Source organism: Chitinophaga niabensis (assembly GCF_900129465.1).
Taxonomy (GTDB): Bacteria; Bacteroidota; Bacteroidia; order Chitinophagales; family Chitinophagaceae; genus Chitinophaga; species Chitinophaga niabensis.
In genome coordinates this window covers 2,767,496-2,784,270 of record NZ_FSRA01000001.1, presented here as the reverse complement: position 1 = coordinate 2,784,270, position 16,775 = coordinate 2,767,496, and the positions used below count along the sequence as shown (strand labels likewise).

Sequence of the window (16,775 nt, the reverse complement as noted above, 5' to 3'; positions counted from 1 at the left end):
CCCCATGGAAGATAGGATATATGATATAACCGCACTATTATCTTCACTGCTGGCAGTGATCATCACTTTCTTTATCGGTTCCATTATCCGGTATCACCGGCGCTATGTGCGCCTGCAACGGGAACGCATCACTGCAGAGATCAAATCACTTGAAAATGAACGTAAGCGCATTGCCACAGACCTGCACGACAGCCTGGGTCCATTGCTCTCCACCGTTAAGCTGAACATGACGAGCATTGAAGTCACCGACCCGCGCGATAAACAGATCATTGCCAAATCAGGTAAGTATATAGATGAGATCATCACCAGTATGCGCCAGATCTCTTATGACCTGCTCCCCAACACCCTCGAAAGAAGAGGGCTTATTGAAGCTATCACAGAATTCACCAACCATATAGGGCATAACGATCTGCTGGAAGTACACGTTTATGCCGTGAACACTATCACTCCCGATCCTGAAAAGGATATTCACATCTTCCGCGTGATCCAGGAGATCATTCACAACACGCTCAAACATGCCAATGCCACTAAGCTGGATATTGGTTTCAGCCAGGATGAAAAAGAGCTCCTTATCCTGGTAAAGGATAATGGCAAAGGCTTCAACGTGGAAAAGGCCAAACAGAACTCCCGCGGCCTGGGCCTGAAAAGTATGGAGATCCGTATGGACATCATGCATGGATCCGTAAGCATCCACTCTGTGCCCGGCGAAGGCACCCATTATTATCTCAGGATACCTTTGGGATAATTTGTATATTTGTTCACACCTTTTTTAATCCCGGCAATAATCTCCATGAATTACGATATCCGCCTTGTAGTGGCTGATGATCACGAAATTTTTTTAGACGGGTTGGCACTGATGCTTTCCCGCCAGGAAAATATTACCCTCGTTGGCCAGGCCGGAGATGGCCGGGAATTACTGGAAGTAGTAGCCCGGGAGAAACCGGATGTGGTGATGACGGATATTAAGATGCCCCGCATGGACGGTATTACCGCCACAAGGGAAATGATCCGCCTCCAGCCGGATGCGCGCATCATTGCACTTTCAATGTTCGACGAAGAGAACCAGATCGTTGAAATGCTGGAAGCCGGCGCAAAGGGATACCTGCTCAAGAATGCAGACAAACAGGAGATCTTGGACGCCATTGCCAATGTGTATGAGGACAGGGTGTATTACTGCAAAAGCACCTCCGCCAAACTGGCCGGCATGATCGCCAAGAGCAAATTCAATCCCTATAAACACAAGGAACAGATCTCCTTTACGGAACGGGAACAGGAGATCATTCAGCTGATCTGCCTGCAGTACACTGCCCAGCAGATAGGTGATAAGATCTTTTTAAGCAAACGCACCGTAGAAGGATACCGCACCAGGATCCTGGAGAAGATGAACGTGCGCAATACCGCCGGCGTAGTGATGTATGCCCTTAAGAACAACCTGATCAAAGAAGAAGACCTGCTTTAGATAAATCCAATTTTACATGATGAGAACAACACTATTTGCACTAAGCCTGCTGGCCACTACTATTGCCTATGGCCAGGATAATGTTACCTACCAGCGCCCTCCGGCTGTAATAGAGGAGCTGTTGCTGGCAAAACCTTTACCTGCTGTGAGTGTGGACAAGAAAGGAGAGTGGATGATACTCATAGACCGTAATTCCTATCCTACCGTGGAAGAGCTCGCACAGCCTGAATTGCGTATTGCAGGGCTGCGCCTCAATCCCCGCAACTTTGGCCCCAGCCGCGTGGTATACAATGCAGGCTATCAGTTGAAGAACATCAAAACCAAAGAGCTGTTCCCTATTACAGGCCTGCCACAGGAGTTCCGCGGTTTCCAGGTCACCTGGAGCCCGGATGGTAAGCTCGCCGCATTTACGAACACGCTTAACGACCGCATAGACCTTTATGTAATAGATATCGCCACCAAAGCAGCCCGGAAAGTAAACCAGGCAGCTTTGAACACGGCCCTTGGCCAATCATTCACCTGGGTAGATAACAACCGCCTGTTGTATAAAACAGTGCCTGCCGGAACAGGGGCTTTACCTGTTGCGCCTGCTGCTCCCAAAGGGCCTGTTGTACAGGAGAGCAAAGGCAAAAGCGCTGCTTCCCGTACTTACCAGGACCTGATCAAAAGTCCGTATGACGAACAATTGTTCGCTTATATGACCAATGCGCAACTGGTGATCAACGATCTGCAATCAGAAAAACCAATAGGCAAACCCGGTATTTATCAGGGCTATTCCGTATCGCCGGATAAACAATACCTGCTGGTACGCCAGGTGGAGAAACCCTTCTCTTACCTCGTTACCGCCTTCGGTTTTCCGCATACCATTACCATAACAGACCTGCAGGGGAATACGGTAAAGACCCTCGCTAAGAACCCTTCCACAGAAGGCGCGCCCATTGGTTTCGATGATGTGGAGAACACGCCGCGTAATTTTTCCTGGAAAGCAGACGAGCCGCATACTATTATTTATGTAAAAGCATTAGATGAAGGGCTGGGCCGTAAGAAAGCGGAGTTCCGCGACGCAGTGCTGGCTGTGGATGCTGTTACAGAAGCAGCACCAAAAGAACTCTTCCGTACCAAACGCCGCTTCGATAACGTAGTATGGGGAACAAAACAACTGGCACTGGTATATGAATCTTTATTTGCTGACCGGAGAGAACGCATCAGTATCTATAACTCCGAAACCGGCAAACTGGATTCCCTTTTTGAAAAAAGCAGTAATGATGCTTACAGTGAAATAGGTTCACCTGTAACCATCCGTAATCAATACGACAGGCCGGTACTCTTTGTGCAAAAGAACGGAGAGCTGCTGCTGCGTTCACAGGGTTCTTCCCCTGAAGGAGACCTGCCCTTTGTGCAAAGCTATAACCTCAAAACTGGTAAAGGCAATATCCTCTGGCGTTGCCAGGCACCCTTCTATGAAACAGTAGTGGATGTACTGGACGCAGAAAAGCTGATCATGCTTACTTCCCGGGAAAGCCAGACGGAGGCTCCCAACTATTATATCCGTGACCTGAAGAAACGTTCGCTGATCGGTACGCCCATCACTGATTTCACCAATCCGTATAAAGCCATGGAAGGAGTATCCAAACAAAAGATCTCCTACAAAAGAGCAGATGGTGTAGACCTTACCGGCGATCTTTATCTGCCCAAAGGATACGATGCAAAGAAAGATGGTCCCTTACCGGTACTGATCTGGGCTTATCCCCGTGAGTATAAGTCTGCCGCAGATGCCGCACAGGTAAGAGGTTCCAGGTATACGTTCACCCGTGTGGGTTATGGTGGCCCTATTCCCTGGGTTACACAGGGATATGCCATTCTGGACAATGCGGAAATGCCCATTGTGGGAGAAGGAAATAAAGAACCGAATGATAATTTCATTCCCCAGCTTTATCTCAACGCACATGCAGCTATCCAGGCCCTTGCTAAGATGGGGGTGGGAGATAGTAACAGGGTAGCGGTAGGTGGCCATAGTTATGGCGCTTTCATGACGGCTAACCTGCTCGCCCACACGAAACTGTTCAAGGCTGGTATTGCCCGGAGCGGTGCATATAACCGTACCTTAACACCATTCGGTTTCCAGGCAGAGGAACGTACTTACTGGCAGGCGCCTGAGGTCTATTTTAATATGAGCCCTTTCAGTTTTGCAGATAAGATCAAAACGCCCTTATTGTTAATACATGGTGAAATGGATAACAACCCCGGTACATTCCCGATCCAGAGTGAACGGTTATATAATGCTGTAAAAGGGCATGGTGGCACGGTTCGTTTTGTGCAGCTGCCTTTTGAAAGCCATGGTTATGCCGCAAAGGAAAACCTCCTGCACCTGCTCTGGGAGCAAACGCAATGGTTGAATACTTATGTGAAGGACGCTAAATAGCTGTATAAAGAGGATATCTCCCGGCGGAACGCCCGTTCAGCAGAGATATCCTCTTTTTTTAATATTTTTATCAAGGCCGCAAATGTTTCCCCCGGATATATCGTCCAACCATACAGATAACTTTTACTATGCGGCATGCACTGATCTTTACATTGCTTTTACTGACCTGCGCTCAGCTTACTTCTGCGCAGAATCTGGTGCTGAAGGGTGTGTTGAAGGATAAAGCGGATAGTTCGACATTGAAAAAAGCCACCATCAGGCTTACTTCCCCAACAGATAATACTTTTAAAAAACAAGTATTTACTGATAATAACGGCGCTTTTGAGATCACAGACCTCAAGCCGCAGGCTTATCTCCTTACCATCAGCTTCCTCGGCTATGGAGAGCTCGTAAGAGCTATCATGCTGCAAACGGAAACACAGGACCTGGGTGTTATTAAAATGCCCAAATCCTCCAGGGAACTGAGAGAGGTGGTGATCAAAGGCCAGGTGCCTCCTGCACAGCAGAAAGGGGATACACTGGCATTTAATGCGGATGCTTATAAAACCAACCCGGACGCCAGTGGTGAGGACCTCGTAAAAAAGATGCCCGGTATTACCGTAGAGAATGGTAATGTGAAAGCGCAGGGCGAAGATGTGAGAAAAGTATTGGTGGATGGAAAGGAATTCTTTGGAGAAGATGCCACACTGGCCTTAAGGAACCTGCCTGCAGAAGCCATTCAGCGGATAGAAGTGTTCGACAGGATGAGCGATCAGGCCCAGTTCACCGGCTTCGACGATGGTAACTCTCAAAAGACCATCAATATCGTTACCCGTGCAGAAATGCGCCAGGGGCAGTTCGGAAAGATCTTTGCCGGGTATGGTACAGAAGGCCGGTATTCCGCCGGTGGAAATGTGAACCTCTTTAACCAGGACAGGCGCATCTCTATCATTGGCATGACCAATAACGTCAACCAGCAGAACTTCTCTTCACAAGACCTCTTAGGTGTACAAAACGCTGGTTCCGGCGGCGGCGGTGGCCGTGGCGGCGGAGGTGGCGGAAGAGGCGGTGGAGGCGGCGGCCGTGGTGGCGGAGGTGGCGGTGGTAGCTTCGGCGGTGGCGGCGGGGGAGGAAGTTCCAACTTCCTGACCGGTACCAACAGGGGGCTCAACAAAACCAATTCCATTGGTGTAAACTTCAACGATAATTTCGGTAAGAAAGTAACCTTCAACGGCAGTTATTTCTTTAATAACAGCAACACCAGCAATAACGAGATCAACCGTGAGGAACAAACACTGGAAGAAGGGCAGAAACAGATCGATACGGATACTTCTTACAGCAGCAGTTCCAACTATAATCACCGCATCAATATGCGGATAGAATATAAGATAGACTCTAACAACTCTATCATTTTTACACCCGGTATCAGTTTCCAGAACAATAACTCTTACTCGGAGTCTTTTGGTAATACCATCCAGTTCGGCAAACTGCTGGCGGACAATATGAATAATTCCAGTGCTTCCAATTCAGGATACAACCTGAACGGGAACATCATGTACCGCCACGCATTCGCTAAAAGAGGCAGGACCATCTCCCTGAGCCTTGGCCTGAGCACCAACGACCGTTCCGGAACAACATACCGGAACAGTGATCTAAACTATTATGATGGTTCAGGAAAGGATGATTCCCTGAAACAAAAGATCAGCCCCTTATCAGACGGGCAGTCTTACAACGCTAACATTGCCTATACAGAGCCTATTGGTAAATCCGGTCAGTTACAGATAAACTATAATCCTACTTACAGTAAGAACAGTTCAGACAGAAGGGCTTACCAGTATGATTTCCTGGGGTCTAAAGACTATAGCATCCTGGATTCTGCCCAGTCCAACATGTTCGAGAACACTGCCGTTACCCAGAATGCCGGTATCACTTACCGTTTGGGTAACCGGGATAAGATGTTGTCTGTAGGCGTATCCTACCAGCATACAGAGATGACGAGCGACAGGATCTTTCCTTTTGCCAGCAATGAATCGCAGAGCTTTACCAACATCCTGCCCAATGCGATGCTGATGTATAAATTGTCTGAATACAGCCGGATCAGGGTGTTCTACCGTTCTTCCATGAACCAGCCTTCCATCCAGCAATTACAGGATGGTTATTTCAAAAGCGGCCTGCTGAACTATTCCGTGGGTGATCCTAAGCTGCGCCCGCAATTCGGCCATATGGTAGCTGCACGGTATAACTATACCAACACCGTAAATAACAATAACTTCTTTGCCAATATATTCCTGCAAACCAATAACGATTACCTGACCAATGCCGTGTTCACGCCATCCCGCGGAGACTCTGTTCTGCAGGGGACAGATACGCTGAAACGCGGTGGCCGGTTAACACAGGCCAAGAATATGGATGGTTTTGTGAGTGTGCGTTCCTTCTTTACCTATGGTGTACCGCTGAAATTCATCAAATCCAACTTTAACCTGAATACAGGGGTAAGTTACCAGCGTACGCCGGGCCAGATCAATCAACTGAGAGGTTTTACGCATAACTATACGTATAGTGCAGGTGTGCTGATCTCCAGCAACATCAGCGAGTATGTGGATTTCACCTTATCGTATAATGGTAATTTCAATACGGTCAAAAATACCATCGACCCAAGCACAAACAGCGATTATTCCACCCATACCGCCTCCGGTGCTGTGAACCTGCTCACCAAAAGTGGCTGGGTATTGCAGAACGAAGTGAACTACCAGTTCAACAGGGGCCTGGGAGGAGACCTGGATAAAGGATACATCCTGTGGAATGCCGGTATCGGGAAGAAGTTCCTGAAGAACCAGCGGGGAGAGCTGAGGGCATCTGTTTTTGACCTGCTGAAGCAGAACAGGGCCATCAGCCGTACCGTTAACGGGCTGAGTATTGTGGATAGCCAGAGCCAGGTGCTCACGCAGTATTTTATGCTTACATTTACTTACAGATTGAAGAATTTCGGCAAGCTCAACATGCCTACCGGTGGCAGGGAACGTTTTAACAGACTAAACGGCGCACCGGACATGATGAACAGACCATTTTAAAACCTAACACCACCATACTCGGAGCGCATTGACGGATATTATTGCACAGTTAAAGCAAGGTAGCGAGGCCGCCTTTTCTCAACTGGTGGCTCAGTGGCAGGGCATGGTATATAATACCGCCCTCGGGATACTGCAAAATACTGCGGACGCGGAAGACGTGGCTCAGGAGGTGTTCATGCAGGTGCATGAATCAATAGGAACATTCAAAGGAGAAGCACAGATCTCCACCTGGTTATACCGTATTACCGTTACCAAATGCCTGGACCATCTCCGGAAAAAGAACCGGAAAAAAAGATGGGCAAAAGTATACAGCCTTTTTGGCCAGCAGAACGAATTGATCATAGATCCGCCGGATTTTCACCATCCCGGGGTCGCATTAGCCAATAAAGAGCGGGCGGACCTGCTGTTCAGGGCTATCGCCCGGCTGCCGGACAGCCAGAAGGCCGCTTTTGTGCTCCACAAGCTGGAGGGCCTGAGCAGCAAGGAGATAGCAGGGGTGATGGATGCCAGCATATCCGCAGTAGAGGGGCTTTTGCACCGGGCCAAACAGAATTTGAGGCAGCAATTGGAAGAATATTATCATAACGAAGAATAAATGCAAGTTTTCAAGCTTTTTATCGTCTAACTTAAATACAGCGATCATGAAGAAGAAACTAAATATATCACACGAAGTAGAAAGCACCCTCAGTAGCCTCGATGGCGTACAACGGGCTGAGCCGGGTGATTTCTTCTTTACCCGCCTGCAGGCCAGGATGCAAAGGTCCGGCGCCGCAGACGCATGGGGGCGGTTCCTTGCCATTGTTACAAGGCCCTCTATAGCCATTGCCGGGGTATTGCTTATCCTGGCGGTGAACAGTATTATGTTCGTACAAATGAAACCGGCCCCGGAAAGAACAGAACAGGCCATGTTGCAGCAAGACTTTGATGATGCTTCTCAACTGGGCATCACCACCACCTTTTACGACTTTGACAAACCCGAATAAAAGATGAAAGAAACATTTGCACGGAATAAAATACTGAGCCTGCTGCTGCTTTTCCTTTTGTTGACAAACATCGGCATGCTGGTATTCTTTGTGTATACCAAACCGGCGTCCCAGCAAAAACACCCGGATAAGGATAAAGGTGGTGAAATGTTGCAAATGCTTGAAAAACAGGTGGGATTTACGCCGGATCAACTGGCTCAGTATAAAAGCCTGAAAGACCAGCATTGGGATAGTATCAGGCCTTACTTCGGGGAAATGCGTGTAGCAAAAGATAATTTCTTTAAACTGATCAATAATGCAGCGGTTCCAGACTCCGTGATCAATGCGGCAGCGGATACCATTGCAGCCAAACAGAAAAAGATAGACCTGAGAACATTCCGGTATTTTCAACGGCTGAGAAGCATCTGCACCCCGCAGCAGCAACCGGCCTTTGACTCTGTGGTAAGCCAGGTGCTGAAAAAAATGAACGCCCCCTGGCGTAATAAGAACCAGCCGCCGAAAGATAGTGTGAAACAATAGCAAGGCATCATGAGCATTTAAATAAAAAATAAACAATCTACAAAAACCCTCTAATCATGAAACAAAGGATCATGCTGATGCTGGCCTTCCTGCTGGCAATGAACATCAGCGTTTTTGCACAACAAGGTGGCGGTCAGCGCCGTTCCGTTGAAGAACGCGTAAAAGCTACTATTGAAAGACTGACCACTGAACTGTCTTTGAATAAAGATCAGCAAACAAAGCTGGATTCTGTATTCACTAACTCTTACAAACAAATGGAGAAAATGCGTGCAGACGCACAGGCCTCCGGCAACCGTCCTGACAGGGAAGCATTCCAGAAGCTGAGCACTGAAAGAGATGAAAAAGTGAAAGGCATCCTCACAGAGGACCAGTTCAAAAAGTACAAGGAAGCACAGGAGAAGATGCGCCAGAACGGTGGTAACCGTGGTGGTGGCGGCAACAACTAAGCAGCCTTAAAAGATCGTGGCCGTATTATACTGCAAATAACGTAGAAGAATGCACGCAGTATAGTACGGCTTTTTTGTGCCCCGAAAAACGTATTATTGTGAACGATGATACTGCAATTCCTGAAGGACCACTGGCAAACGATCTCCATCATTATCCTGTATGGCATTACAGCATGGGTGGCTGTGAAAGCATTGCTGGAAGCCCGGTCCACGGGTAAAACACTGGCATATCTCTTAGTGCTTTTCTTCCTGCCCGGTATCGGGGTGCTTATCTATCTGCTTGTAGGCATGAACCGCCGCGTGAACCGCATTTACAGCCGTAAATGGATGAGTAATGTAAGGCTCAGCGAAAAGCTGCAGTTATACCTCCAGCAGGAAAGCCGCCAGACCCTCATCGAACATTCTGACCTCGTAACAAATAAAACCGGCATCGCCCGTTTGCTTTTCAGGGATTCCTTATCCCCCATCACGGCAGATAACGAAGCCGTGCTACTCCTCAACGGAGAAGAAAAGTTCCCTCTCCTGGTAGAAACACTCAAAGCTGCCAAACACCACATTCACCTGGAATACTACATCTTTGAAGAAGATGTGATAGGCCGGGAGATCATGGACATCCTCATGCAAAAGGCCAAAGAAGGGGTGGAGGTGCGTTTCATTTACGACGATTTCGGCAGCAGCGACATCAACCGCCGTTTCCTTCGCCAGATGCGGGCAGCAGGCATTGAAGTATATCCTTTCTACCGCGTGCGCCTGCTGGCCAACCGCCTCAATTACCGGAACCACCGTAAAATAGTGGTAATAGACGGGCATACCGGTTTCATCGGCGGTATTAATGTGGCAGACCGTTACATCAATTCCCCCCGTTACCGGGATGCACATCCCCAATGGCCCTACTGGAGAGATACCCACTTGTGCATAAAAGGCCTGGGCGTACATACCCTGCAATTCCTTTTTATGGGAGACTGGAACTTTTGCGCGGAAGCAGACCTGCCCATTACCCAGGATTTTTTCCCGGATATCAAAGTAACAGGGGAGGACCTTGTGCAGATCGCCGCCAGCGGCCCGGACTCAGAACGTTCCTCCATTATGCTCTCTTACCTGGCTGCCATCAACCAGGCAGAACGCTCTGTATATATTACCACACCTTATTTCATTCCCAACGAATCTATCCTCAATGCCCTGCAAATGGCCGCATTGTCCGGCAGGGACGTACGCCTGCTGGTGCCGGACAAGAGCGACAGCCGGATCGTGAACAAAGCCTCAGAATCCTTCTTTGAAGCACTGCTCACCTGCGGCGTGCGCATTTTCCGTTACCAGAAGGGCTTTGTACACGCCAAAACCATGGTGGTGGACGAGAACCTATCCGTAGTGGGCACCGCCAATATGGACATCCGCAGCTTCGACTTCAATTTTGAGGTAAACGCCTTTGTGTATAGTAAAGACATGAACTGGAAGCTCACCGAGGCCTTTTTGCAGGATACCCTTCACAGCACAGAGCTGCACCTGGAACAATGGCGCAACCGCGGCCGCATGGCACGCCTCGGGGAAGCCATTGTACGCCTCTTTTCCCCCTTATTGTAAATGCCTTCTAAAAAAAATAGATCGAAATATTTCGATGTTTCGAAAATGTATGTATATTTGCATCATGGACGCAGCGTTGATAGAGAAGGCGGCAAATGCACTGGCAGATAAACACCGGATGGCTATACTGATGAAGATAGCAAGGAATGAATCTGTTTGTTGTGGAGAAATCCAGGACCTGACCTGTCTTTCCCAACCTACTGTTTCCCATCACATCAAGATCCTTGTAGATAGCGGCGTATTGATCAGCACAAAAGAAGGCCGGAATGTACAGCTGGCCATTAATAAAGAAATGATGAAACACCTCTCATCTTTCTTCTTGCAACTGAGTTGATTTTTTTTGCCCTAATACATCGATATTTTTAAATAAATCAATACAAATACACACACTAATGAGCACCTTAAAGAACAAGGTAGCTGTTGTTACCGGCGGTAACAGCGGCATAGGGTACGCTACGGCTGAAGAATTCGTGGCAAAAGGAGCACAGGTTATCATTACAGGTCGTAACCGCGCTGCGGTAGATGCGGCGGCAACCAAACTGGGCAACGGTACTTTGGGTATTATCGCTGACCAGGCCAGCCTCGCAGATACAGACGCACTGGTAAACACCGTGAAAGAACATTTCGGAAAAGTTGACGTGCTGTTTGTCAACGCCGGGATAGGCACTTTCAGTCCTGTTGCTGACGTAACAGAAGCTGCTTTTGATAGCATCATGAACATCAACTTCAAAGGCGCCTACTTTACCGTACAAAAATTCTTACCATTATTGAATGATGGCGCTTCCATCATCCTGCTGTCTTCCGTGAATGCATTCACCGCAATGCCAAACACCTCTGTATACTCCGCCAGCAAAGCCGCTCTCAATGCGTTGGGCCGCACTTTGAGCAGTGAACTGGCAGCGAGGAACATCCGTGTAAACACCGTGAATCCCGGACCGATCAACACCCCTATTTTCGACAAACTGGGGATGGATGATGCCACCCGCACCGCATTCAATAACCAGGTAAAAGAACGTGTTCCCCTGAACCGCGCAGGCGAGTCTTCAGAAGTGGCCAAGCTGGTTGCCTTCCTGGCTTCTTCAGACGCCTCGTTTATCACGGGCTCGGAATATACTATTGATGGAGGAGTATCCTCCCAGGTACTTTTGGGTTAAAGATTAGTAAGACTGCATAATTTTCATGATCCGTTGTGAACCCTGATTAATGCGTTTAAAACAATTGACAGAGCAATGCCGGGCAGTTTCGCACTGAACCCGGCTTTTTCTTTACATTCGGGTCTCCAAAACCATGCAACATGATCATCAAAGAACCGGAAGCGCTGTATACAGTCCGCTTTAGCGACTGTGATCCCTTTGGCCATCTCAACAATGCCTCCTATATCAATTATTTCATGAATGCCCGGGAAGATCACCTGGCTGCCACCTATAACATGCACCTGAAAGATTATGCGGTGAAAGGGGTGGGTTGGGTTGTAGCCCAGCACCAGATCTCTTACCTCAAACCTGCTTTGGTAGCAGAAAAAGTACACATCTTCTCCCGTGTACTGGAATTTTCCAATAATCACATCCTCGTGGAAATGTGGATGACGGACGAAGCCAAAAAGAAAGTAAAGGCCTTCCTCTGGTCCAAATTCGTACACATCGACCTGAAAACCGGCAAAAAAGCGGAACACGATGAAGCCCTGCTAAACCTCCTGGGATCCATCCGGGTAGAACACAATGGGATAGACACTTTCGACCAGAGAGTAGGGGCCGTACTGCAATCTTTTTAAATTTTTATTTGGAGAAATCCGCAGAATCTATACCTTTGAGCTGAGTTTAACCAAATGGTTAAACAGTATAGTTAGATATGCAGACGACGAACACCACAGAACAACAGATCATAGACGCAGCCAAGAAGATCTTCATGCAAAAGGGCCTGGCAGGCGCCCGGATGCAGGATATTGCCGATGAAGCAGGGATCAACAAAGCCATGCTGCACTATTATTACCGCAGCAAGGATAAACTGTTCGACATGGTATTCCAGGAAGCCATGGAGAACCTGCTGAAAAGGATCAATGTGATCTTTAAAGGGGAAATGGCCTTTGAGGAAAAAGTAGCGGCAGCGGTGGATCATTATATCACCTTCCTGTCCGGCAATCCACACCTGCCTGTTTTTATCATCAACGAAATAAACCAGAACCCGGACAGGATTGTTGAAAGATTTGTGCATGCCCCCGATTTCCCGGACATTAAACAATTCATGAAAGAAATGCTGGTGGAAATGGAAAAAGGTACTATCCGTAAGATGAATCCCATGCAACTGATGATGAACATGCTTAGTATGTGCATTTTCCCCTTCGTGGCCAGGCCATTGATCAGCAATGTGTTTGGCATGAATGACCAGCAATACAGCGCACTGATGGAAGAGCGGAAAAAATCTGTAACGGAGTTTATTCTAATGTCATTACGACCATAAATATTTTTTTGTCCTGCTATTAACCAAATAGTTAAATAAAATAGTTAGTTATGAAATTGATCCCTCCACTGTTGCTGTTACTGCTTTCCCTGCAGGTATCCGCACAGGAGCAGTTCTTAAGCCTGGACTCGGCGCAGCAGTCGGCAAGGCGCAATTATCCCCTGCTGAAACAGAAGCAGGTGCTGGATAATATGACGCGGCTGCAGGTTCAGAACATCAAAACCAATTACCTGCCACAGGTGGAACTGAATGGCCAGGCTACCTATCAGTCTGAAGTAACACAGATCCCCATCAAACTGCCGGGCATGAACATCCCCGAATTATCCAAAGACCAGTATAAGGCCACCATAGATGTGAAGCAGTTGTTGTACGATGGCGGTGCCACTGCGAGCCAGCGGGAATTACAGGAAGTAACTAAACTGGCAGAACAGCAGAAGGTGGAAGTGGAATTATATAAGCTCCGCCAGCAGGTATTGCAAACCTACTTCAATGCTTTGCTCTGGGAGGAGAATATTGCAGCACGCGAAAAGATGATGGAGGAAGTGAAACAAAAAATGGAGCGTCAGCAGGCAGGCGTTGATAACGGAACCATACTGGCCAGCCAGGTGGATATCCTCAAAGCAGAACTCTTAAGAACAGAACAGCAGTTATTCGAAGCACAGACCGGTAAACGCGCAGCTATACAGGTGTTAAGCCTGCTCACCGGTAAAGAGCTGCCGGCATCCCTTCAGCTGCAACTCCCGCTTTCTGTTGCCAACCAAACGGAAGAATTACAGCGCCCCGAGTTACAGCTCTACAAATACCAAACGAACGTATTACAGCAACAATCCAAACTCACCGGCACCAAAGCATTGCCGAAAGTCAGCGCCTTTGCACAGGGAGGATACGGCCGCCCGGGTTTGAACATGCTGGAGAATAAGTTCGACTTCTACTACATGACAGGGATCCGTTTTAACTGGACGCTCTGGAACTGGCGTTATAACAGAACAGAACGGGCCGTGTTGCAGCAGCAGGAGCAAAGCATCCAGGCACAGTCAGAAGCCTTTACGCTGAATACAAAGATGCAGCTGGTGCAGCAATCTTCAGAGATCACCAACTTACAGCAGGCCGTGGAAAAAGATAAAGAGATCGTGCAGCTGCGTACCAAAGTGAAAGAAGTATCTGCCGCGCAGCTGGATAATGGTGTACTCACCGTACACGATTACCTCACAGACCTGCATGCAGAAACGCAGGCCGTGATTGCACATAAAACACACGAGATCCAATGGGTGTATGCCACATTATATTACCAGGTCATTAAAGGATATTAAACATGAAAACAACCTTAACAGTTATATCGCTGATCGTATTATTCACTGCATGCAGATCGAAAGATGATGCTGCCGATGCCTACGGCAACTTTGAATCCACGGAGATCATCGTATCTGCAGAAGCCTCCGGCCGCCTGCTCAGTTTTGATGTGGAAGAAGGCGCCGTATTACAGGCCAATGCATTGGTAGGTGGAATTGATTCCATCCAGCTGAACCTCAAAAAAGCACAACTGGGTGCCAATATCAAAGCAGTGTTAAGTAAACGCCCCGAGATCGCACCACAACTGGAAGTGATCCGCCAGCAGATCGCTACGCAGCAAAGGGAAAAACAAAGGATCCAGAACCTCTTAAAGGCCAATGCCGCCACACCCAAACAACTGGACGATATCAATGCGGCCATTGCCTTACTGGAAAAACAATACGCTTCTACTTCCTCTTCGCTGAATACACAGATCAGCGGCCTGAACAGTGAATCGCAGCCGCTTGAATTACAGGTGGAACAGGTGAAGGAACAACTCGCGCAATCCCGCGTGATCAATCCCATACAGGGGACCGTACTCACTAAATACGTAGAGAAAGGAGAGGTGGTCACTTTCGGAAAACCGTTGTACAAGATCGCAGACCTGAATACCATGTACCTCCGTGCATACATCAGCGGTGATCAGTTAGGACTGGTGAAAACAGGCCAGCAGGTAACGGTACAAACGGATCTGCCGAATGGTGAAATGAAAAGCCTCCCCGGCACTGTAAGCTGGATCTCCGGCGACGCGGAGTTTACGCCCAAAACAATCCAGACGCGTGAGGAAAGGGTACAGTTGGTATATGCCCTGAAAGTACGGGTACAAAACGATGGCAGCCTGAAAATAGGTATGCCGGGTGAGATAAGGCTTTCTAAATAAAAGATCATGCAACCTATAGTTGTAGAAAATATCCATAAAAGTTTTGGGGATGTAAAGGCCCTGCAGAACATTTCTTTCACGGTGGAAGAAGGTGAACTGTTTGGGCTGATCGGGCCGGACGGCGCCGGAAAATCAACCCTGTTCAGGATCCTGGCCACCCTGTTGCTGGCGGATAAAGGTACGGCAACCGTGAACGGATCGGATGTGGTGAAAGATTACCGGGCCATCCGCTCGCAGGTAGGTTATATGCCTGGCAGGTTTTCCCTCTACCAGGACCTTACCATCGAAGAGAACCTTAACTTCTTTGCCACCATCTTCAACACCACGGTGGAAGAGAACTATGAGCTTATTAAAGAGATCTACGAACAGATAGAACCTTTTAAAAAACGCCCCGCAGGTAAACTCTCCGGGGGAATGAAACAGAAGCTGGCGTTATGCTGCGCTTTGGTGCATAAACCCAAGGTATTGTTCCTCGATGAACCCACCACCGGTGTAGACCCTGTATCCCGCAAAGAGTTCTGGGAAATGCTGCAGCGCTTGAAAGCAAAAGGTATCCCCATCCTGGTATCCACCCCTTACATGGATGAAGCCATTTTATGTGACAGGGTAGCGCTGATGCAGAAAGGAGAGATCATGATGATCAATACACCTGCTGCTATTGTGGCCGGCTTCGGTAAAAAGATCTGGGCTGCGCGGGCGGATAATATGTATCACCTCATCAGGGATATCCGCGCTTATGAGGGAACGGACAGTTGTTATGCATTTGGTGAATACCTGCACGTAACACTGCACACGGATGTGGAGCAATTAAAAGCTTACCTGGCAAACAAACACCAGGGCCTTGTTATCACCACCGCAAAAGCAGGTATTGAAGATGCCTTCATGCAGCTGATGCAGGAACAAAACGAAGCGGTATGAGTAACTATGCGATCGTAACCAAAGACCTCACCAAACGTTTTGGCGATTTCATTGCCACCAATGCCATCACGTTTGAAGTGGCAAAGGGAGAAATATTCGGGTTCCTCGGCGCCAATGGCGCCGGTAAAACCACTGCCATGCGCATGCTCTGCGGATTGCTCAAGCCCAGCAGCGGAGAAGCGAAAGTAGCTGGCTTTGACGTGTACACGCAAACGGAGAAGGTGAAACAAAGCATTGGTTATATGAGCCAGAAGTTCTCTTTGTACGAGGATTTAACCGTGAAAGAAAATATCCGTTTCTATGGCGGTATTTACGGCCTGGGCAATCAGCAGATCAAAGACAAAACACATGCACTGCTGCAACAACTGAACCTGGAAAAGGAAGCCGGTCATTTGGTGAGTTCGCTGCCCTTAGGCTGGAAGCAAAAGCTCTCCTTTTCCATTGCTGTGCTGCACGATCCTTCCATCGTGTTCCTGGATGAACCCACGGGTGGGGTAGACCCCATTACCCGCCGCCAGTTCTGGGACCTGATCTACGAAGCGGCGGACAGGGGCGTGACCATCTTTGTGACCACCCACTATATGGACGAAGCGGAATATTGCAACCGCATTTCCATTATGGTGGATGGAAAGATCAAAGCGCTGGATACGCCGCAAAAGCTGAAAGCGCAATTCAATGCTGCTTCCATGAATGATGTATTCCTGCAATTAGCCAGGGCCAAATCTTAACAC

General features: G+C 48.3%; 17 protein-coding genes. All 17 read left to right on the top strand.

Annotated elements, in window-relative coordinates; all coding sequences use genetic code 11:
• Positions 1-4 precede the first annotated feature (4 nt).
• Positions 5-745: a sensor histidine kinase gene (locus tag BUR42_RS10875; protein WP_074239252.1), complete on the top strand. Its 741-nt coding sequence runs from the start codon at positions 5-7 to the stop codon at positions 743-745.
• A gap of 45 nt (positions 746-790) precedes the next feature.
• Entirely contained in the window at positions 791-1,459 is a 669-nt protein-coding gene (locus BUR42_RS10870; RefSeq protein ID WP_074239251.1) for a response regulator transcription factor, read from the top strand.
• A 16-nt stretch (positions 1,460-1,475) separates the two neighbouring features.
• Positions 1,476-3,881 (top strand): S9 family peptidase, encoded by a 2,406-nt coding sequence (locus BUR42_RS10865; protein WP_074239250.1) that lies wholly within the window; start codon positions 1,476-1,478, stop codon positions 3,879-3,881.
• 128 nt (positions 3,882-4,009) lie between these two features.
• Positions 4,010-6,931: an outer membrane beta-barrel protein gene (locus BUR42_RS10860; RefSeq protein ID WP_074239249.1), complete on the top strand. Its 2,922-nt coding sequence runs from the start codon at positions 4,010-4,012 to the stop codon at positions 6,929-6,931.
• A 28-nt stretch (positions 6,932-6,959) separates the two neighbouring features.
• The gene (locus BUR42_RS10855; protein ID WP_074239248.1) at positions 6,960-7,526 is read left to right on the top strand and encodes an RNA polymerase sigma factor; all 567 of its coding nucleotides are present in this window, start codon (positions 6,960-6,962) and stop codon (positions 7,524-7,526) included.
• A 46-nt stretch (positions 7,527-7,572) separates the two neighbouring features.
• Entirely contained in the window at positions 7,573-7,914 is a 342-nt protein-coding gene (locus BUR42_RS10850; RefSeq protein ID WP_074239247.1) for a hypothetical protein, read from the top strand.
• Positions 7,915-7,917: 3 nt separating this feature from the next.
• Positions 7,918-8,433: a Spy/CpxP family protein refolding chaperone gene (locus BUR42_RS10845; protein WP_074239246.1), complete on the top strand. Its 516-nt coding sequence runs from the start codon at positions 7,918-7,920 to the stop codon at positions 8,431-8,433.
• Between the two features lie 56 nt (positions 8,434-8,489).
• Entirely contained in the window at positions 8,490-8,879 is a 390-nt protein-coding gene (locus tag BUR42_RS10840) for a hypothetical protein (protein WP_074239245.1), read from the top strand.
• Positions 8,880-8,984: 105 nt separating this feature from the next.
• On the top strand, positions 8,985-10,460 hold the full coding sequence (gene cls / locus BUR42_RS10835; protein ID WP_084185509.1) for a cardiolipin synthase: 1,476 nt from the start codon (positions 8,985-8,987) through the stop codon (positions 10,458-10,460).
• Positions 10,461-10,524: 64 nt separating this feature from the next.
• Positions 10,525-10,794: an ArsR/SmtB family transcription factor gene (locus BUR42_RS10830; protein WP_074239244.1), complete on the top strand. Its 270-nt coding sequence runs from the start codon at positions 10,525-10,527 to the stop codon at positions 10,792-10,794.
• A 58-nt stretch (positions 10,795-10,852) separates the two neighbouring features.
• Positions 10,853-11,614, top strand: a complete 762-nt coding sequence (locus BUR42_RS10825; RefSeq protein ID WP_074239243.1) for a glucose 1-dehydrogenase — start codon at positions 10,853-10,855, stop codon at positions 11,612-11,614.
• A 140-nt stretch (positions 11,615-11,754) separates the two neighbouring features.
• Positions 11,755-12,231, top strand: coding sequence for an acyl-CoA thioesterase (locus tag BUR42_RS10820; protein ID WP_074239242.1), 477 nt, complete (start codon positions 11,755-11,757; stop codon positions 12,229-12,231).
• Positions 12,232-12,308: 77 nt separating this feature from the next.
• Positions 12,309-12,917: a TetR/AcrR family transcriptional regulator gene (locus tag BUR42_RS10815; RefSeq protein ID WP_074239241.1), complete on the top strand. Its 609-nt coding sequence runs from the start codon at positions 12,309-12,311 to the stop codon at positions 12,915-12,917.
• 50 nt (positions 12,918-12,967) lie between these two features.
• On the top strand, positions 12,968-14,227 hold the full coding sequence (locus BUR42_RS10810) for a TolC family protein (protein WP_074239240.1): 1,260 nt from the start codon (positions 12,968-12,970) through the stop codon (positions 14,225-14,227).
• A 2-nt stretch (positions 14,228-14,229) separates the two neighbouring features.
• The gene (locus BUR42_RS10805) at positions 14,230-15,126 is read left to right on the top strand and encodes an HlyD family secretion protein (protein ID WP_074239239.1); all 897 of its coding nucleotides are present in this window, start codon (positions 14,230-14,232) and stop codon (positions 15,124-15,126) included.
• Positions 15,127-15,132: 6 nt separating this feature from the next.
• Positions 15,133-16,044, top strand: coding sequence for an ABC transporter ATP-binding protein (locus BUR42_RS10800; RefSeq protein ID WP_074239238.1), 912 nt, complete (start codon positions 15,133-15,135; stop codon positions 16,042-16,044).
• Positions 16,041-16,772, top strand: a complete 732-nt coding sequence (locus tag BUR42_RS10795; protein ID WP_074239237.1) for an ABC transporter ATP-binding protein — start codon at positions 16,041-16,043, stop codon at positions 16,770-16,772. Before BUR42_RS10800 ends, BUR42_RS10795 begins: the two co-directional genes overlap by 4 nt.
• Positions 16,773-16,775 lie beyond the last annotated feature (3 nt).